This window comes from Plantactinospora sp. B24E8 (genome assembly GCF_039871735.1).
In the GTDB taxonomy this organism is placed as follows: domain Bacteria; phylum Actinomycetota; class Actinomycetes; order Mycobacteriales; family Micromonosporaceae; genus Plantactinospora.
This window is the reverse complement of the sequence record NZ_JBDPMH010000006.1, coordinates 13,040-31,712: the sequence shown is the minus strand read 5'-3', so window position 1 is coordinate 31,712 and position 18,673 is coordinate 13,040. Positions and strand designations below refer to the sequence as shown.

The window sequence follows — 18,673 nt, the reverse complement described above, 5'->3', positions numbered from 1 at the left end:
TGCCGTGACCGGCGAAGGGATCAAGCCTGACCGCCCTGAGCGGGCACGGCAGCCCCGGCCCACCCCGCCCACGACGCACCGCACATTGAAACCACCCAGCCCACGACGCACCGCGAGCTGGAACCGACCACCCAGCCCGGATCAGCGGTTGGTGAACTCCGCCGCCAGCAGCTCGGCGATCTGTGCCGTGTTGAGCGCCGCGCCCTTGCGTAGGTTGTCACCGGTGACGAAGAGGTCCAACGCGCGCGGGTCGTCGACCGAGCGGCGGATCCGGCCCACCCAGGACGGGTCGGTGCCGACCGCGTCGATCGGCATCGGGAACTCGCCCGCCGCCGGGTCGTCGACCAGGATCACCCCGGGCGCGTTGCGCAGCGCCTCCCGGGCGCCCTCCGCGTCCACCTCGGTGCCGAAGACCGCGTGTACGGCGACCGAGTGCCCGGTGACCACCGGCACCCGTACACAGGTGGCGGAGACCTTCAGGTCCGGCAGGCCGAGGATCTTGCGGGACTCGTTGCGCAGCTTCAGTTCCTCCGACGACCAACCACCGTCGCGCAGCGAGCCGGCCCACGGCACCACGTTCAGGGCCATCGGGGCGGGGAACGGGCCGAGGTCGTCGCCGACGGCCTGACGTACGTTGCCGGTCAGTGAGCCGAGCACCCGATCCCCGGCAATCTTGGAGAGCTGGTCGTGCAGGGTGTCCACCCCGACCTGTCCCGCCCCGGAGACCGCCTGGTACGACGCGAGCACCAGCTCACGGAGGCCGTACTCGCGGTGCAGCGGCGCCACCGCGATGATCATCGTCAGGGTGGTGCAGTTGGCGTTCGCGATGATGCCCTTGGGGCGGTTACGCACCTGCTCCGGGTTGATCTCCGGCACCACCAGCGGCACGTCCTTGTCGCTGCGGAACGCCGCCGAGTTGTCGACCGCGACCGCACCCCGGGAGACCGCCACCGGCGCCCACTGCGCCGAGACCTCGTCCGGTACGTCGAACATCGCGACGTCCACCCCGTCGAACGCCTCGGGGGTGAGTTCCTGGACGGTCAGCTCCTCGCCGCGACACATCCGCTTCTGCCCGGCGGAGCGGGCGGAGGCGATCAACCGGATCTCGCCCCAGACGTTCTTGCGGGAGGAGAGCAGGTCGCACATGACCGTACCGACGGCACCGGTCGCTCCGACCACCGCGAGCGTGGGCAGCGCAGCCATCGCGGCTACCTCCCGGTCCCGGCGTAGACCACCGCTTCCTCGTCGCCACCCAGCTCGAACGCCTCGTGTACGGCGCGGACCGCGGCGTCGAGGTCGGTGTCGCGGCAGACCACCGACACCCGGATCTCGGAGGTCGAGATCATCTCGATGTTGACCCCGGCCTCGCCGAGCGCGGCGAAGAAGCTCGCCGCCACCCCGGGGTGCGACCGCATCCCGGCGCCGATCAGGGAGACCTTGCCGACGTGGTCGTCGTAGAGCAGGCCCTTGAACTTGACCTGCTCCTGCACCTTGCTCAGCGCCGCCATCGCGGTCGGCCCGTCGGCCTTCGGCAGGGTGAAGGAGATGTCGGTCCGGCCGGTCCCCTCGGTGGAGACGTTCTGGACGATCATGTCGAGGTTGATCTCGGCACCGGCCACGGTCTCGAAGATCCGGGCCGCCGCCCCCGGCTCGTCCGGAACGCCGACGACAGTGATCTTCGCCTCGCTCCGGTCGTGGGCGACCCCGGTGATCAGTGCTTGCTCCACGGGTAGGTCCTCCGTCGATCCGGTCACCATGGTTCCGGTGTTGGTCGAGTATGACGAACGTACGCGGATCGGCAACCCCGCCCGTCGGGCGTATTCGACGCTCCGTAGGTGCAGGATCTTCGCGCCGCAGGCCGCCAGTTCGAGCATCTCCTCGTAGGTGATGGTCTTGATGTGCCGGGCGTTCGGGACGATCCGCGGGTCGGCGGTGAAGACCCCGTCGACGTCGGTGTAGATCTCACAGACGTCCGCGTCGAGCGCGGCGGCCAGCGCGACCGCGGTGGTGTCCGAACCGCCCCGGCCCAGCGTGGTGATGTCCTTGGTGTCCTGGGCGACGCCCTGGAAGCCGGCGACGATCACCACCGCGCCCTCGTTGAGCGCGCTGCGCAGCCGCCCGGGGGTGACGTCGATGATCCGGGCCCGCCCGTGCACCGAGGTGGTCAGCACGCCGGCCTGCGAACCGGTGTACGACCGCGCCTCGTACCCGAGGTTGTGGATCGCCATGGCGAGCAGGGCCATCGAGATCCGCTCCCCGGCGGTGAGCAGCATGTCCAGTTCCCGGCCGGGCGGCAGCGGGCTCACCTGGTTGGCCAGGTCGAGCAGCTCGTCGGTGGTGTCGCCCATCGCCGAGACCACCACGACGACGTCGTCGCCGGCCTTGCGGGCCGCGACGATCCGTTCCGCGACCCGTTTGATCCGCTCGGCGTCGGCGACCGAGGATCCGCCGTACTTCTGCACCACCAGTGCCACGACGGTCCACTCCTTCCGTGGCCGGGCGAGGCGCACCGGCCCTGAGCGTGCCAACGCCGCCGGTACGAGGCCGGCGGCGCTCTGTGAGACGTCCTCAGGGTACCGGCCGGCATCGTCGCCCCGACCAGGCGTTCCCACCATCCGGCTCGGGCACCGCTTCGAAGCACCGCCATCGGCGGCGATCAGCGGTGACGGTGCCGACACGCGAGACGGCCCGGTGACCGCCGAATCCGACGGTCTGCCCGGAGAATGGCGGAGTGTGCCGTGTGAGCCCCTCTCACCCCACCTCCGCGCCGGCCCGGACCCTCCGCCGACACCTGCCGCAGCTCACCTGTCGCCGGTCCGTCCGCTGCCGATCCGTCGGCCGCCGGTCCGCGCGCGGCCGGACGTGGTTGTCGCCGGGACCGGTCCGGGCCACACTCGGGCTGCTGCTGCTCGCCGGCGCCGGTCTGCCGGTCGCCGCCTGCGCCTCGGAGACGCCGCCGCCGGCACCGACGCCGACCGTCGCCGCGACGACGCCGGACAACCAGCCGACCGAGCCGCGCGACCAGCTGGCCGCGTACGCCGCCGCGGCGCAGGACCGCCGGCTGGTGGCCGCGTACACGCTTTCCGCCGCCGGGCGGCCGGACCGCACGGTCTCGGTCACCCGGGCGCTGGACGGGTCCTGGCGGGTCGACATCCCGGGCGGTGCCCTCGGCGGTGGTGCGGACGTGTCGATCGCGCAGAACGGCAGTGGCCTCTTCCAGTGCGCGCTGCCCGGCACCGGCGGCGGAACGGTTCCGGCCGGCTGTGTACGGGTGGCCGACCCGGGTCAGCGTCTCGACGCCGGCATCGACCCGCGCCTGCAGCACCTGTTCGCCGACTGGCCGGAGGTGTTGACCGACCGTCAGGCCCCGCTCGCCGTCTCGGCCGCGCCGCTGCCCGGGGCGCGGGGGCGCTGCTTCGCCGTCGAGCCCACCTCCACCTCGGTCAGCCCGCCGTTGGACTCCGGCATCTACTGCTACGACCCGGACGGCACGCTGACCGCGGCCCGGCTCTCCGCCGGTGACCTCCGGCTGGCCGGTACGCCCGCCGCCGGACCCGCCTCGATCACGCTGCCCGGTCCGCTCGTCGACCGGGCGCCGCTGCGGATCGCCGGGGCGCCCGACGACACCGCCGGGAGCGACGGCAGCCCGACCGGGAGCGACAACTCCGCCGGGAACGACCCCGCCGGGAATCCGGGCGCCACGGCGACCAGACCCACGGGATGATCACATTAGGAGTGCGCCCGGTCACGTCGGGTGACCCCGCTGAACGGACAGACGGGGCGATACGGCACACTCGGCGACATGGCCCAGCTCTCCCCGCTGCTCGCGGTCCGGTGGAGTCCGCACGCGTTCGACCCGGTCGCGGACCTGACCGACGCCGAGGTCGCGTCGCTGCTCGAGGCGGCCCGGTGGGCACCGTCCGCCGACAACACCCAGCCGTGGCGGTTCCTGGTGGGCCGGCGTGACGACGAGGCGTACAAGCGGATCCTGACCAACCTCTCGGCCGAGAACCAGCGCTGGGCGGGCCGCGCCGCCGCGCTGCTGCTCGGCGCGCACACCACCGTCGACCCGACCGGCGAGCCGCTGACCCACGCCGCGTACGACCTGGGCCAGGCCGTGGCGCATCTCACCGTCCAGGCCACCGCACTGCGGCTGCACGTACGCCAGATGGCCGGCTTCGACACCGCCGGACTCCGCGCCGACCTGGACCTGCCCCCGACGGTACGGCCACAGGTCGTGGTCGCGGTCGGCCGGCTCGGTGACCCGTACTCCCTCCCCGAGGACCTGCGGGTCCGGGAGGTCGGCCTGCGCCAGCGCCGCCCGGTGGCGGACCTGCTGCTCGGCCGAACGGGCGAGCAACTGTCGTGAACTGGGCACATCCCAGATTCCGGACTACGCTTCCGGACCGGACGGCAACCACGTAGGGTCACCAATGTCATGTGGCAGGGTCTGCTCCTTCGCTGCCGCGACGAGGCCAACCGGATCGGCACCTCGTCGCGGAGTTGACGCACGCCGTCCTGCTTCTCTCGGCCGGTCCCCGTTGCGGCCAATCTGATTCGACACCAGACCCAGAGTTCCGGCACCGGACCGTCGGTGCCGTCCGCGCGGTGGCGACCTCGCCACCGGAGCCACATGACCACGGGAGTCCCGCACCATGTCACAACCGACCGGTACCACCGACGCCGATCCGATAGCCCGCCAGCGGCCCAGCCGGATGCCGTACCAGCGCTACCAGCCGTACCACCAGCAGTTCGCCCTCGACCTGCCGGACCGCCGGTGGCCGACCCGCCGGGTCGAGGCGGCGCCCCGGTGGTGCGCGGTGGATCTCCGGGACGGCAACCAGGCGCTGATCGACCCGATGTCGCCGGAACGCAAGCGGCGGATGTTCCAGCTGCTGGTCCAGATGGGCTACAAGGAGATCGAGGTCGGCTTCCCGTCGGCGAGCCAGACCGACTTCGACTTCGTCCGGCAGCTGATCGAGCAGGACCTGATCCCGGACGACGTGACCATCCAGGTGCTGACCCAGTGCCGGGAGCACCTGATCGACCGTACGTTCCAGGCGATCCGCGGCGCCAGGCGGGCGATCGTGCACTTCTACAACTCGACCTCGACCCTGCAACGCCGGGTCGTCTTCGGCCTGGACCGGGCCGGGATCACCGACATCGCCACCCAGGGCGCCCGGCTCTGCCGGAAGTACGCCGAGATCCACGCCCCGGACACGGACGTCTTCTACGAGTACTCCCCCGAGTCGTACACCGGCACCGAACTCGACTACGCGCTGGAGGTCTGCGCGGCGGTCATCGAGGTGATCGACCCGACCCCGGACCGGCCGCTGATCGTCAACCTGCCGGCGACGGTGGAGATGGCGACCCCGAACGTCTACGCCGACTCGATCGAGTGGATGCACCGGCACCTGCCCCGCCGGGACAGCGTGATCCTCTCCCTGCACCCGCACAACGACCGGGGCACCGGGGTCGCCGCCGCCGAACTGGGGCTGCTGGCCGGCGCCGACCGGATCGAGGGCTGCCTGTTCGGCAACGGTGAGCGCACCGGCAACGTCGACCTGGTCACCCTGGGTCTGAACCTCTTCTCCCAGGGCATCGACCCGCAGATCGACTTCTCCGGGATCGACGAGATCAAACGGACCGTCGAGTACTGCAACCAGCTGCCGGTGCACGAGCGGCACCCGTACGCCGGTGACCTGGTCTACACCGCGTTCTCCGGTTCGCACCAGGACGCCATCAACAAGGGTTTCGCCGCGCTGGAGGCGGACGCCGCCGCGGCCGGGGTGCCGGTCGACGAGTTCACCTGGGCGGTGCCGTACCTGCCGATCGACCCGAAGGACCTGGGCCGCAGCTACGAGGCGGTGATCCGGGTCAACTCGCAGTCCGGCAAGGGCGGCGTCGCGTACATCATGAAGACCGAGCACCAGCTCGACCTGCCACGTCGGCTCCAGATCGAGTTCTCCGGCGTGGTGCAGCAGGTCACCGACCACAACGGCGGCGAGGTGGAGCCGGACGCGATGTGGCGGCTCTTCGCCGCCGAGTACCTCGTCGACCGGCAGCCGCAGCCGGCGGTGCGGGTGGACAGCTACACGATCGGCACCGTCGACGGCAAGGTCGAGATCGAGGCGGAGACGGAGTTCCGGGAGGTTCGGCACACCCTCGCCGCGACCGGCAACGGCCCGATCGACGCGTACGTCAACGCGTTGCAGTCCCTCGACGTACGGGTCCGGGTGCTGGACTACCACGAGCACGCGATGTCCTCCGGCGGTGACGCCCAGGCGGCCGCGTACGTCGAGTGCGAAGTGGACGGTCAGACGGTCTGGGGCGTCGGACTCGACGCCAACATCGTGACCGCCTCGGTGCGGGCGGTGACCAGCGCGGTGAACCGCGCCCTGCGCTGACGCGACTGATTTCACACTCTCCGCGTACGCGCCCTGAGCTGCGGCGCGGGGTGGACCGGTGATCCCGGCCGCCCCGCGCCGCAACTGATCGTTTTTCCAACTTCGCGCCGCGCTCCTAGCATTGACCGGGACAGGCACGTGCGGTCTGGCGGAAGCGAGGGCACGGATGTCAACGGACGCGGTACGGGGCGGAGCCGCGAGAGCGGTCGAATCCGTGGCGCCGGTCCTGGCGGCGTCCGGTCGGCCCGTCAGCGGGCCGGCCGACGGGATCCCGCCCGGGTACGGACGGCGGTGGACCGCCGTGGTCGCCGGGCTTCCCGCCCTGGTCATGCTGATCTGCGGACTCATCGGTATCGGTGACCGCCAGCTGTGGCGAGACGAACACGCCACCTGGTGGGCGGCCAGCCAGGTGTCCACCACCGACTTCGTCCGGCTGCTCAGCCACATCGACATCGTCTTCGCGCCGTACTACAGCTACATGCGACTCTGGACCGCGGTGTTCGGTGACTCGGCACCCGCGCTCCGGCTTCCCTCGCTGCTGTGGATGTCGGTCGCCGCGGCCCTGCTCGGGCTGCTCGGCCGTCGGCTCTACGACGCGCCCACCGGGCTCCTCGCCGGGCTGATCTTCGCCATCCTGCCGACGGTCTCCCGGTACGCGGCCGAGGCCCGGCCGTACGCACAGACCCTGGCGGTCACGATCGGCGCGACCCTGCTCCTGCTGCGTGCCCTCGACCGGCCTCGTCCCCGCCGTTGGGTCTGGTACGCGCTCGCGGTCGTCGCCGTCGGGCTCAGCCACCTGGTCGCGCTCGCGGTGCTGGTCGCGCACGCCCTGCTCGTGCTCGGCGAGGTACGCGGACAGGACCGGCGGATCGTCGTCCGGCGGTTCCGACCCTGGCTGCTGGCGGTGGTGGTCGGGCTGGCCCCGGTGGTGCCGGTCGTCTTCCAGGCACGGCAGCAGAGTCACCAGATCGTCTGGATCCTGCCACCGGAACCGCTCGACCTGCTCCGGCTGCCGGGCGAGCTGTTCGGCAGCCGGTCGGTGGCGATCGTGCTGTTCTTCGTGGCCCTGGTCGGGCTTGCGGTGTCCCGTTGGCCCAGCCTGGCGCTGAGCGCCTGGATCCTGGTCGCGCCGGCGTTGACCTACCTCACCTTCGACCAGTTCCAACTCTTCTACCACCGGTATCTGCTGTTCACGGTGCCGGCCTGGGTGTTGTTGGCGGCCGCCGGGACGCTGTGGATGGCCCGGCTCGGCCAGGCCGCGCCGGTACCGGACGGCCGGCCGGTGCTGCGGCCGGCGCTGTCCGTCGCCGCCGGCGCGCTGGCGCTGGCGCTGGTGGCCGGGTACGGGCTCGCCGGCCACCGGTTCGTCCGCAGCGACCTGCTGGAGGACGAGCACGCCTTCCGGGCCGCCGCCGGCTTCGTCCGGACCCACGCCCGGGAGGGTGACGGGATCGCGTACAGCAACTACCGCTACCTGCGTCGCGCGTTCGCCTACGAACTGCGGCACGATCCCCGCCCGATCGACGTCTTCCTGGACGTACCTCCGGCAGAGAACGGCTGGTACCACGCCGAGGAGTGTGGCCGGCCCGCCCGGTGCCTCGGCGACGTCCGCCGGATCTGGTGGGTCAGCACCAGACTCGGGCCGGATCCGCTGGATCGGGAGCCGGGCCGCATCGGTGACCTGCTGCGGGACCGGTTCGTGGTGGCGCAGGTCGTGGAGTTTCACAAGATCCGGGTACTGGAGCTCGTCGCCCGGGAGTGAACCGCCCGGCCCGCCGCGGGCTACCGGATTTCGCCCGGGTTCCGGGCCGTTTCGGGGTGCACCGGGGGCGGCAGTGACGGGCAGGGCCGGGACGGCTGCGGCGGGCGGTGCGGCCGGTGCACCAGCAGCAGGGCCAGCACCGCGCCGGCCACCATCAGCCCGGCACACCACAGCAGTGCGTTCCGGTAGGCGGGGGTGAGTTCGCCGGCGACCCGGTAACCCCCGCCGGAGAGCCCGACCAGCAGTGGCAGCCCGGAGACCGCGAGCAGCCCGCCGACCCGGGAAGCCGCGTTGTTGAGTCCGCTGGCCGCGCCGGCGAACCGGTCCGGCGCGGCGGCCAGCACCGAGGCGGTCAGCGGGGCGACCACCAGGGTCACCCCGAGCCCGAAGAGGGTGATTCCGGGCAGCACATCCACCCAGTACGACGCGCCGCGCCCGATCTGGCGCAACAGCAGCAGCCCGCCGGCGGCCAGCAGTGGCCCGACGGTGAGCTGGAGACGCGGCCCGATCCGGGCGGCCAGCGCCCCGGAGCGGGCGGAGCCGACCAGCAGCAGGATCGTCATCGGCAGCGTGGCCAGGCCGGTGACCAGCGCCGAGTAGCCGACGACGTTCTGCAGGTAGATCGAGAAGAAGAACGTGAGCCCGCCGAGCCCCGCGTAGACCAGCACGGTGTAGAGGTTCAGCACCCCGAAGAGCCGGTTGCCGAAGAGCGCCGGCGGCAGCGTCGCCCGTTCGCCGCGCCGCCGCTCGATCAGGACGAACACCAGTACGGCGAGTACGCCGGCCGCTGCGGCGCCGACCACCGGTGCGGCGCCGCCGCCGAGCTGGTCGGCCTCGACCAGGGCGTAGGTGATGCCGGCCAGGCCGAGGGCGCCGAACAGCGCGCCGGCCAGGTCGAACCGGGCCGGGGTCGGGTCGGCGCGGCTCTCCGGGATCCAGCGCAGCGTGGCGAGGACCACGACGACGGCGAGCGGCACGTTGAGGAAGAAGATCCACCGCCAGGAGAACGCGTCGATGAGCCAGCCGCCGAGGAAGGGACCGAAGGCGGTGGAGACGCCGGCCAGCCCGGACCAGGCGCCGATCACCCGGCCCCGCTCGTCCGGGTGGAAACTCGCCTGCAGCAGGGCGAGGGAGCCCGGGGTCAGCAGGGCGCCGCCGAGCCCCTGCAGGAAGCGGGCCGCGATCAGCCAGCCGGTGTTCTGCGCCGCGCCGCAGAGCACCGACGCGACGGTGAAGGCGAGGACGCCGGCCAGGAAGACCCGTCGCCGGCCGAGCCGGTCCCCGACCGCGCCGCCGAGCAGGACAAACGCGGCCAGGCTGAGCAGGTAGCCGTTCAGCGTCCACTGCAGACCGGCGGTGCTGGCGCGCAGCTCCGTACCGAGGTGGGGCAGGGCGACGTTGACCACCGTGGCGTCGAGGAAGACCATCCCGGAGGCCACGACGGCCGCGAACAGGGTCCCCCGACCGGCCGGACTGGCCAGCCTGAGCGCGGCTGCGGAGTCACTCACAGTGCCAGACTTCCCCTTCTCGGCGTAAGATGCCGCGAAACACCGGAACCAGATCCGGCTGCCCTGTCCACCGGTCGACCCGACAAGCTGGAAGCCGTGCCGTTCATCCGTACCAGATCAGGATCCCGGCCGGGAATCGCCGTCCTGGCCTCGGTGGCGCTCGCCCTCGGCGGCGCCGCCGGTTGTGGCGCCGACGAGGCGTTGCCTCCGCGCCCGGCCGGTAGCGCCGGCCCGCAGGCGCAGTTGGAAGAGTTGACCACGGCGTCGGCCGGCTCGATGCGGGGTTACAGCCGGGACCGGTTCCCGCACTGGCGCAACGCCGGTAAGAACTGCGACGTCCGGGACACCGTGCTGCAGCGGGACGGCACCGACATCAAGTTGTCCGGCTGCAACGTCGTCGGTGGGCGCTGGCCCAGTCGGTACGACGGCCGCACGCTCACCGACCCGAGTGACGTCGACATCGACCACATGGTGCCGCTGGCCAACGCCTGGCGTTCGGGTGCCGACGAGTGGAACGACGACAAGCGGGGCGACTTCGCCAACGACCTGGACCAGCCGCAGCTGTTCGCCGTGTCGAAAACGACAAACCGCTCCAAGGGTGATCAGGATCCGTCCCAGTGGAAGCCGCCGAACCGGGACGACTGGTGCCGGTACGCGGCGGACTGGATCGCGGTCAAGCACTACTGGCGGCTCACGGTCACCGAGGCCGAGCGGGCGGCGCTCGGCGACATGCTGGGCAGCTGCTGATGGCCCCGCCCGGCACCCCACCGGACGGCGAGCCGGCCGCCGAGCAGGTCACGTCCGACGGTGAGCCGCCGGCCGGGCAGACCCCACCCGACGACGAGCCGTCGGCCACCCGGACCACCGACATCGTCCCCGGTCCGGGTGGGGTGATGACCGACGAGGTCGGCGTGGTGACCGGGGAACTGACGCTACGCACCGAGCTGCACGGCGACCAGGTGGCGCTCCGGGTGCAGTACAAGGACGCCGCCGAGTGGTACGTGGTCACCGGCGGCCGGACCCGGCTCTCCGATCCGGCGGACCTCGACGCGGTGCACACGATCGCGGTCGGCCTGCTCGACCGGCCTGACGGCTGACCCTCCCGCTCGACCCGGCCCGACTTTCGCGTGAGCGATTGACAAAATTTTGTTTTACATACAGGATGATTTTTGCCATGAGAGACGTGATCTACCTCGAACAGATCGAGCAGGCGGAGACCCTGCTCAAGCCGCAGCGCATCGAGGTGCTGCGGCAACTCGCCGAGCCGCGCACCTGCACCGAGGTGGCGGCCCGGCTCGACCAGACCCCCCAACGCGTCTACTACCACGTGAAACGCCTGGTCGAGGCCGGCCTCGTCGACCAGGTCTCGGAACGGAAGGTCCGCGGCATCCACGAGGGGATCTACCAGGCCAGTGCCCGGTCGTACTGGCTGTCGCCCCGGCTGGTCGGCCGGCTCGGGCTACGCAAGGCGCAGGACGAGCTGAGCCTGGGCTACCTGCTCAACCTGATGGAAGAGGTCCAGGCCGACATCGCCGCGCTCGACCGGACCGCGCCAGAACTGCCCTCGATCGGAGTCTCCGGCGAGATCCGGGTCCCCGCCGAGCAGCGCCAACAGTTCCTCGACGACCTGCGGACCGCACTGCAGGACCTGTTCACCCGCTACGGCGGAGCCGAAGGTGACGCCTTCAAGCTCGCCGTCGCCTGCTACCCACACAGGAGTACGCCATGACCGCACCGCTGACGCTGCGCGCCCGCGCCGCCGCTCCGCTCAAGACCGTCCGGCACGCCCTGACCGACCCCGCCGAACTGCGGATCTGGCTCGCCGAGCACGCCGAGGTCGAGCTTCCGCACCGGTACGAGTTCTGGGGCCGGCACACCCCCGAGGGCGACGCCCCGCACCAGACCCCGCAGCACGTCGACGACCACACCATCCGGTTCAGCTGGCTGCTCGACGGCGAGCAGACGAGCACCGAGATCACCCTCGTCGAGGAGAGCCCGGAGTCGACCCTGATCACGCTCTCCCAGAGCCACTGGAGCTTCGCCGACGCGATGAGCGGCACCACCATCCGGGGCGTGCTGCAGACGTACTGGTCGCTGGCGATCGCCAATCTGGTCGACCACGTCGAGGGGCGGCCACTCACCCCGAAGACCGACTTCACCTCGGCGACCTTCCGCGAGGAGATCGTGATCGGCGCCTCGGCCGACGCCCTCTACCGGTCTCTCACCGACTCCGAGCAGGCCAGCACGTGGTTCGGCTACCCGATCGGAATCGAGCCGTACGTCGGCGGCCGGTGGGCGATGGGCGGCTTCGACAACAACCCCAACCCGGCGAAGGTGCTCGAGGTGACCCCCGGCAAGGGCATGACGGTCGACTGGGGCCCGGTCGGCGTCGTCACCTGGGAGCTGGCGGAAAGCGACGGCAAGACGAAACTGTCGTTCGTGCAGAGCGGCTTCGACACCACGAACCCGCCGTACGGCGCCTGGAGCGGTTGGCTCAGCGGGCTGGCCGAGCTGCGCCGCTTCCACGAACTGGCCGACTGGCGGCCGATCTGGCTGCACGACCCGGACGAGGTCATCGCCGCCTCGGAGCAGCAGGTCGCTGGCTGAGCACCCGGTCGCATCCCGGCAGGCGGGCGGGTCCGGCGTACCGGCCCCGCCCGCCTGCCGGTCGACGGACTCCCAGACGAAGTCGAGCGAACGCCTGGGCCGTGTGTCATAAGTGCCGTTCAAGTCGTCTGAGCCAGACGTCGATCATGCTGAGGGTGGGGGTGGCTTCGTACCGCATCGCGAGTGTGTCGTGGCGCGTGGCCACGGCGCGGTGCTGTTTGAGCGGGTTGATGCCGCATTCGACGGCATGGCGCTGTCGATATGCGCTGGAGTCAAAGGCGGGCGGGCGGCCCAACGCGTGATCGGCCGGCGCAGCGCTCGCCAACGCCGCCCAGCCTGCCTTCTTCGGTCGGGGCAGCAGCGGCTCCAGCACCGCCCACTGCGCGTCAGTCAGGTCGAATCGCCTCGTCACCGCTACACCGGCCACGAGGTCTCCGCGCAGATGGTTGTCTTGGTCGATACCCATCTACCAGGGGACCTCGCCTCGTATCGATCATCGACACGCCCGACCGGTCAACCCGGCCCCGTCACCCGACCACTCTTGACACACGGCCTAGCAACCGGGTGACTGCGCCCCGATGCTTTCGCTGAACAAGTCGAGAACCGCCCGCCACGCCCGCGCGGAGTGGGCAGCGTGGTAGCCCACTCCGGGCACGGTGGGGCTGAGGTGGTCAGCGCCGCCGGTAGGTGTCCCGTCAGGCTGAGTCGGAGCGGCCCAGAAGGCATGTTTGGCTCCGCCATAAATGTGTGCTCGCCAATCGACGCCAGCGTCCTGGAGCGCGCTGCCGAACGCTGAGATTTGAGCGGGAGTACAGAGCGGATCTTCGGAACCCGTACAGAGCAGGAAGGTCCCACCGGCATTCGTCCAGTCCTCGGCGCGCGGGGTTGGCAGGCCGGGGTGGATTACGGCGAGCGCTTTGAAGGGCACTCCCGTCCTGGCGAGTTCCAGCACGATTCGGCCGCCGGCCCCGTAACCGAGCGTGGCAAGTTGATTGTGATCGGCGCCGGGTTCAGCGAGTAGCACGTCAAGCGCGGCCTGACCGATGGTCAACATGCGGGCGGGGTTGGCCATCAGCGGCAGGGCCCGATCCAGCATCGCTTGCGGCTCGCCGAAGAAGGTCCGGCCGCCGTGGTAGTCCATTGCGAAGGTCAGATAGCCGTGTTCGGCGAGGTCGTCGGCTCGGCTGCGTTGATAGTCATCGAGACCGACGCCGTCATGTCCAAGAAGCACGGCCGGCCACGGCCCGTCGCCACTTGGCCGCGACATGTGACCGACCATCGTCAAGCCGTCGATGTCATACCTGACTTCCCGTCTTGCGATCATGAGATCGACACTAGCCGGACCGTGTTGCTTTGTTGGACTGCGTTCGCTTCCAGCGAAGCTGAATGCGCAGTGGTGAATTGCGATCTGACCAGAATCTACGCGCGAAGGACGAGGCTGCACGGTCGCACCAGCCGCGCGGGGTAGCCGATTCCTTCGGTGTGGATGCCGCGCGGTGCGACCACACCCCTCCCCGTTCCACCGGGTACGGCCACCTCGACAAGGCCAGCATCGGCAGACGACCCCGACCGTCCGGCAGCGATGCCGCCCATGTCGCCCAACCACCTTTGACACACGGACTAGACAAACGAGCCGGGTTCGCTGGGCGCCGAGACGGTGTGCGGCGCCTCGCCCTCGTCCTCCGGCCGGGTGACCTGGCCCGTCACCTTGTGCGGCCGCAGTTCACCGCTGGCGATCTGCTCGGCCCAGTGACAGGCGACCCGGCTGGTGCCGATCTGGCGCAGTGCCGGCCGCTCGTCGGCGCATCGGGTCGGCTGCGCCCACGGGCAGCGGGTGTGGAACCGGCAGCCGGCCGGCGGGTTGGCCGGCGACGGCAGGTCCCCGGCGAGCAGGATCCGCTCCCGTCGGTCCTCCACCTCCGGGTCCGGCACCGGCACCGCCGACATCAGCGCCCGGGTGTACGGGTGCAGCGGCTCGGCATAGAGCCGGTCACTCGGCGCCTCCTCCACCAACGCACCCAGGTACATCACCCCGACCACGTCGGAGATGTGCCGGACCACCGCCAGGTCGTGCGCGATGACCAGGTAGGTCAGCCCCAGCTCGTCCTGGAGCTCATCGAGCAGGTTGACGACCTGGGCCTGGATCGACACGTCCAACGCGGAGACCGGCTCGTCGGCGACGATCAGTTCGGGACCGAGCACCAGGGCCCGGGCGATGCCGATCCGCTGCCGCTGGCCACCGGAGAACTCGTGCGGGTAGCGGGACAGCGCCCACTTCGGCAGGCCGACCGCGTCCAGGGTCTTGGTGATGATCTCCCGACGGGCGGCCCGGTCGGCACCGATGCCGTGCGCCTGCAGACCCTCGACCAGGATCGACTCGACGTTCTGCCGGGGGTCCAGGCTGGACATCGGATCCTGGAAAATCATCTGCATCCGGCGGCGCATGGTCCGCATCCGGTTCGCCGGCAGGCTGGTCAGCTCCGTACCGTCGAAGGAGACCTGACCCGACGTCGGCTTCGTGAGCTGCAGGAGCGCCCGGCCGAGCGTCGACTTGCCGCAGCCCGACTCGCCCACCAGCCCGTACGTCCGGCCGCGCGGGATCGTCAGGTCCACCCCGTCGACCGCCTTCACGTGCCCGACCACCCGGTCGAAGACGACACCCCGGGTGATCGGGAAGTGCACCTTCAGGTCACGGACCTCGACCAGGTTCCCGCCGCGCTCCGGCGTCATCTCCGCGCTCCGCTCGGTCATGCCGACTCCTCCTCACCCCGGGTGGGCCGCGACGCCGGCTCGGCGGCCGGAGGCTCCGGCGTACGCGGCGCCGGCGTACGCGCTGCCGGCTCCGCCTTCGGAGCGGCCGCATCGCCCCGGGTCTCCGACGCCGCCGGGTCGACCGCACCGGCCGGCGGCACCGGGTTGACACACCGGTAGGTGCGGTCGGTGTGGGTCAGCACCATCGCCGGCGGCTCCCCGACACACGCCTCCATCTGCCGGCTGCACCGGGGCGAGAAGGCGCAGCCCTCGGCCCACGGCAGCACGTCACGGACCGAACCGGGGATCGGGGAGAGCCGCTCGCCCTGGCCCGCGTCCAGGCGTGGGATCGACCCGAGCAACCCCACCGTGTACGGGTGCCGCGGCTCGGCGAAGAGCGGCCGGCGGCGGGCGGTCTCGACCACCCGGCCGGCGTAGAGCACATTGACCGTGTCGCACATGCCGGCGACCACCCCCAGATCATGGGTGATCATGACGAGGGCGGTGTTGGAGTCGCGTACCAGGTCCTTCAACAGCTCCAGGATCTGCGCCTGGATGGTCACGTCGAGCGCCGTGGTGGGCTCGTCGGCGATCAGCAGCCGGGGCTGGCAGGCCACCGCGATGGCGATCAGCGCCCGCTGACGCATCCCGCCGGAGAGCTGGTGCGGATACTCCTTCAGCCGCCGAGTCGGGTCCGGGATGCCGACCCGGTCCAGCAGCTCGGCCGCCTCCTTGCGGGCCGCGTCGCCGCCCAGCCCCCGGTGCCGGGTGAGCACCTCGGTGACCTGTCGGCCGATCGGGATGACCGGGTTCAGCGAGGAGAGCGGATCCTGGAAGATCATCGCCACGTCCCGGCCCCGGATGTCCCGCATCGTCCGCCGGTCGACCCTGAGCAGGTCGGTGCCGTCGAAGTCCGCCCGCCCCTCGACCGTGATCCCGGCCTGCCGAGGCAGCAGCCCCATCAGGGCCAGCGAGGTCACACTCTTGCCGCAGCCGGACTCGCCGACCAGACCGACGACCTCACCCGCGTCCACCGAGAACGACACCCCGTCGACCGCCCGGACCGTACGCTTGCCGCGCTGGCGGAACGTGACGGAGAGATTGTCCACCTCAAGCAGTGCCATGCTGTGCCGGCCTTTCGTTCGCGACTGCGGGGCTCGCAAGCTCACTCCTCGCGCTCACCGTTCCGGCCTTTCGTTCGCGACTGCGGGGCTCGCAAGCTCACTCCTCGCGCTCACCGTTCCGGCCTTTCGTTCGCGACTGCGGGGCTCGCAAGCTCACTCCTCGCGCTCACTGTTCCGGCACTCACGGGAGCCACTACTTCCGCAGCTTCGGGTCGAGGGCCTCGCGCATCGCCTCACCGAGCAGGGTGAAACCCAGCGCGGTGATGATGATCGCCAACGCCGGATAGATCGCCAACGCCGGCCGGATCCCGAGGTACGGCTGCGCGTCGGCGAGCATCACGCCCCACTCCGGGACCGCCGAGTCGGGGTTGCCGAGGCCGAGGAAGGAGAGCGCCGCCGCCTCGATGATCGCGGTGGCCAGGGTGAGTGTCGCCTGCACGATGACCGGGGCGAGCGAGTTGGGCAGCACGTGACTGAGCGCGATCCGGGTGCGCCGTACCCCGAGCGAGGTGGCGGCGAGCACGTAGTCGCTGTTCGACTGGGCGATCATCGAGCCGCGCAGCAGCCGTGCGAAGACCGGCACCGAGACCACACCGACCGCGATCATCACCGTGGTCAGGCTGGCGCCGAGCAGTGCCGCGATGCTGACCGCGAGCAGCAGGCTGGGCAGCGCCAGCAGCATGTCGACGATCCGCATCAGGGTGGTGTCGACCCAGCGGCCCCAGCGCCCGCCCAGACCGGCGGCGGCGCCGGCGATCCCGCCGACCAGCGCGCCGACGGCCAGACCGATCAGGGTCGAGACCACGCCGACCAGCAGGGTCTGCCGGGCACCAACGATCAGCCGACTGAACTCGTCCCGCCCCTGGTGGTCGAAGCCGAGCCAGTGGTCGGCGGACGAACCGGGAATGATGCCCTGGCCGGACTTGACCAGCCCTTCCCGGATGCCGACCGTGTCCGTCGGCCCGTACGGCACGAAGAACGGGCCGACGATCGCGACGAGCACGAAGATCCCGAGGACCACCGCGCCGACGATCGCCGCCGGGTTACGCCGCAGCCGACGGAACGCCTCCTGCCAGAGGCTGACCCCGCGTTCGTCGTCGCGCATCGCGGAGAGTTCGCCGAGCCGGTCGAGCTTCTCCGCCTTCTTCCGAGCCCTGTCCGTGATGGTCATCGGCGCCGTCCTTCGTTCGCGACTGCGGGGCTCACTCGCTGCGCTCGCTCACTCCTCGCGCTCACCAGAGCCGTCCTTCGTTCGCGACTGCGGGGCTCACTCGCTGCGCTCGCTCACTCCTCGCGCTCACCAGAGCCGTCCTTCGTTCGCGACTGCGGGGCTCACTCGCTGCGCTCGCTCACTCCTCGCGCTCACCAGATCCGTCCTTCGTTCGCGACTGCGGGGCTCACTCGCTGCGCTCGCTCACTCCTCGCGCTCACCAACACCCCGCTCTTGAACCGGATCGTCCTCATCGGACCCTCACCCTCGGGTCGATCAGGCTGTAGGAGAGATCGACGATCAGGTTCACGAGGACGAACAGCACCGCGATGATCATGATGAAGCCCATCAGCACCGGGTAGTCCCGCTGGCTGATCGAGTCGGCGATGAACGCGCCGATGCCGTTGAACGCGAAGACCGTCTCGGTGAGCACCGCACCGGAGAGCAGACCGCCGGTGAGCAGACCGATGGTGGTCGCCACCGGCAGCATCGCGTTGCGCAGCACGTGCCGGCCGCGTACCACCCGCTCGGTGAGGCCCTTGGCCTCGGCGGTCCGGATGTAGTCCTCGCCGAGCACCTCCAGCACGCTGGCCCGGGTGATCCGGACGATGATCGCCAGCGGGATGCTGGCCAACGCCAGACCGGGCAGCACGAGGTGCCAGAGCGCGTCGGCGGCGGCGTCCCACTCGCGGGTCAGCAGTCCGTCCAGGACGAAGAAGTTGGTGACCCGGGTGGCGTCGATGGTCGGGTCCTGCCGTCCGGTGGACGGGAACAGGTGCAGGTTCTCGGCGAAGATCGCCTTCAGGACGTACGCCAGGAAGAAGACCGGGATGCAGATGCCGACCAGCGATCCGGCGACCGAGACGTGGTCGAGCAGTCGGCCGCGACGACGGGCGGCGAGGTAACCGAGGGGAATGCCCACCGCGATCGCGATGATCATCGCGGTGACCGCCAGTTCGACGGTGCCCGGGAACCGCTGCAGGAACTCGGTCGTGACCTCACGTTTGGTGGCGATCGAACTGCCGAGGTCGAGACGGATCATCCGCCGCATGAACCGGCCGTACTGCACCAGGATCGGCTCGTCCAGGCCGAGGTTCGCGCGGATCGCGGCCCGCATCTCCGGCGTGCCACGCTCGCCGAGGATCGCGGTCTCCGGGCCGCCGGGCAGCCGGTGCAGCCAGATGAACAGAAGGATGGAGAGCCCGAACAGCGTAGGTATCAGCTGCAGCAGGCGTCTGACGATGAACCGGAACACAGGCGGCCTCTGGCGGGGGTGCGGAGGGTGGCGCGGGCGGGCGCTCGAC

General features: G+C 70.8%; 16 protein-coding genes and 1 pseudogene. 8 read left to right on the top strand and 9 right to left on the bottom strand.

The features are described 5' to 3' along the window. Nucleotides 1–141: 141 nt before the first annotated feature. Nucleotides 142–1,203 (bottom strand): aspartate-semialdehyde dehydrogenase, encoded by a 1,062-nt coding sequence (locus ABGB21_RS11840; RefSeq protein ID WP_347651432.1) that lies wholly within the window; start codon nucleotides 1,201–1,203, stop codon nucleotides 142–144. Nucleotides 1,204–1,208: 5 nt separating this feature from the next. After that, nucleotides 1,209–2,474, bottom strand: coding sequence for an aspartate kinase (locus ABGB21_RS11835; protein WP_347651431.1), 1,266 nt, complete (start codon nucleotides 2,472–2,474; stop codon nucleotides 1,209–1,211). 392 nt (nucleotides 2,475–2,866) lie between these two features. On the opposite strand from ABGB21_RS11835, the gene ABGB21_RS11830 reads away from it, so the two are divergent. The 4 genes from ABGB21_RS11830 (at nucleotide 2,867) to ABGB21_RS11815 (ending at nucleotide 8,169) form a co-directional block, all read left to right on the top strand. Beyond that, nucleotides 2,867–3,724 (top strand): hypothetical protein, encoded by an 858-nt coding sequence (locus ABGB21_RS11830; protein WP_347651430.1) that lies wholly within the window; start codon nucleotides 2,867–2,869, stop codon nucleotides 3,722–3,724. A 78-nt stretch (nucleotides 3,725–3,802) separates the two neighbouring features. Next, nucleotides 3,803–4,369 (top strand): nitroreductase family protein, encoded by a 567-nt coding sequence (locus ABGB21_RS11825; protein ID WP_347677728.1) that lies wholly within the window; start codon nucleotides 3,803–3,805, stop codon nucleotides 4,367–4,369. Between the two features lie 286 nt (nucleotides 4,370–4,655). Further along, nucleotides 4,656–6,407 carry a 2-isopropylmalate synthase gene (gene leuA / locus ABGB21_RS11820; RefSeq protein WP_347651428.1) on the top strand — a complete coding sequence of 584 codons (1,752 nt, stop codon included), beginning with the start codon at nucleotides 4,656–4,658 and terminating at the stop codon, nucleotides 6,405–6,407. A gap of 166 nt (nucleotides 6,408–6,573) precedes the next feature. Then, nucleotides 6,574–8,169 carry a glycosyltransferase family 39 protein gene (locus ABGB21_RS11815; protein ID WP_347677726.1) on the top strand — a complete coding sequence of 532 codons (1,596 nt, stop codon included), beginning with the start codon at nucleotides 6,574–6,576 and terminating at the stop codon, nucleotides 8,167–8,169. Between the two features lie 20 nt (nucleotides 8,170–8,189). Here ABGB21_RS11815 and ABGB21_RS11810 read toward each other — a convergent pair whose 3' ends face one another. Beyond that, the gene (locus tag ABGB21_RS11810; protein ID WP_347651426.1) at nucleotides 8,190–9,677 is read right to left on the bottom strand and encodes an MFS transporter; all 1,488 of its coding nucleotides are present in this window, start codon (nucleotides 9,675–9,677) and stop codon (nucleotides 8,190–8,192) included. Nucleotides 9,678–9,782: 105 nt separating this feature from the next. Here ABGB21_RS11810 and ABGB21_RS11805 point away from each other — a divergent pair, with 105 nt between their 5' ends. The 4 genes from ABGB21_RS11805 (at nucleotide 9,783) to ABGB21_RS11790 (ending at nucleotide 12,284) form a co-directional block, all read left to right on the top strand. After that, nucleotides 9,783–10,424 (top strand): HNH endonuclease family protein, encoded by a 642-nt coding sequence (locus ABGB21_RS11805; protein ID WP_347677914.1) that lies wholly within the window; start codon nucleotides 9,783–9,785, stop codon nucleotides 10,422–10,424. Continuing rightward, entirely contained in the window at nucleotides 10,424–10,774 is a 351-nt protein-coding gene (locus ABGB21_RS11800; RefSeq protein WP_347651425.1) for a hypothetical protein, read from the top strand. The genes ABGB21_RS11805 and ABGB21_RS11800 overlap by 1 nt, the downstream gene beginning before the upstream one ends. 77 nt (nucleotides 10,775–10,851) lie before the next feature. Continuing rightward, nucleotides 10,852–11,406: a helix-turn-helix domain-containing protein gene (locus ABGB21_RS11795; RefSeq protein WP_347651424.1), complete on the top strand. Its 555-nt coding sequence runs from the start codon at nucleotides 10,852–10,854 to the stop codon at nucleotides 11,404–11,406. Beyond that, nucleotides 11,403–12,284 carry an SRPBCC family protein gene (locus tag ABGB21_RS11790; protein ID WP_347651423.1) on the top strand — a complete coding sequence of 294 codons (882 nt, stop codon included), beginning with the start codon at nucleotides 11,403–11,405 and terminating at the stop codon, nucleotides 12,282–12,284. Before ABGB21_RS11795 ends, ABGB21_RS11790 begins: the two co-directional genes overlap by 4 nt. Nucleotides 12,285–12,390: 106 nt before the next feature. On the opposite strand, the pseudogene ABGB21_RS11785 reads toward ABGB21_RS11790, so the two are convergent. From ABGB21_RS11785 to ABGB21_RS11760, 6 genes and pseudogenes are all read right to left on the bottom strand, one after another. Further along, nucleotides 12,391–12,576, bottom strand: a pseudogene (locus tag ABGB21_RS11785) (IS5/IS1182 family transposase); the annotation flags it as partial. Between the two features lie 261 nt (nucleotides 12,577–12,837). Then, nucleotides 12,838–13,608 (bottom strand): dienelactone hydrolase family protein, encoded by a 771-nt coding sequence (locus ABGB21_RS11780; protein ID WP_347677724.1) that lies wholly within the window; start codon nucleotides 13,606–13,608, stop codon nucleotides 12,838–12,840. Between the two features lie 296 nt (nucleotides 13,609–13,904). After that, nucleotides 13,905–15,035 (bottom strand): ABC transporter ATP-binding protein, encoded by a 1,131-nt coding sequence (locus tag ABGB21_RS11775; RefSeq protein WP_347651421.1) that lies wholly within the window; start codon nucleotides 15,033–15,035, stop codon nucleotides 13,905–13,907. Further along, nucleotides 15,032–16,159 carry an ABC transporter ATP-binding protein gene (locus ABGB21_RS11770; protein WP_347677722.1) on the bottom strand — a complete coding sequence of 376 codons (1,128 nt, stop codon included), beginning with the start codon at nucleotides 16,157–16,159 and terminating at the stop codon, nucleotides 15,032–15,034. The genes ABGB21_RS11775 and ABGB21_RS11770 overlap by 4 nt, the downstream gene beginning before the upstream one ends. 193 nt (nucleotides 16,160–16,352) lie before the next feature. Next, nucleotides 16,353–17,330 (bottom strand): ABC transporter permease, encoded by a 978-nt coding sequence (locus tag ABGB21_RS11765; protein WP_347651419.1) that lies wholly within the window; start codon nucleotides 17,328–17,330, stop codon nucleotides 16,353–16,355. A 289-nt stretch (nucleotides 17,331–17,619) separates the two neighbouring features. Then, complete coding sequence (locus ABGB21_RS11760; RefSeq protein WP_347651418.1) at nucleotides 17,620–18,624, bottom strand: ABC transporter permease; 1,005 nt, start codon at nucleotides 18,622–18,624, stop codon at nucleotides 17,620–17,622. Nucleotides 18,625–18,673 lie beyond the last annotated feature (49 nt).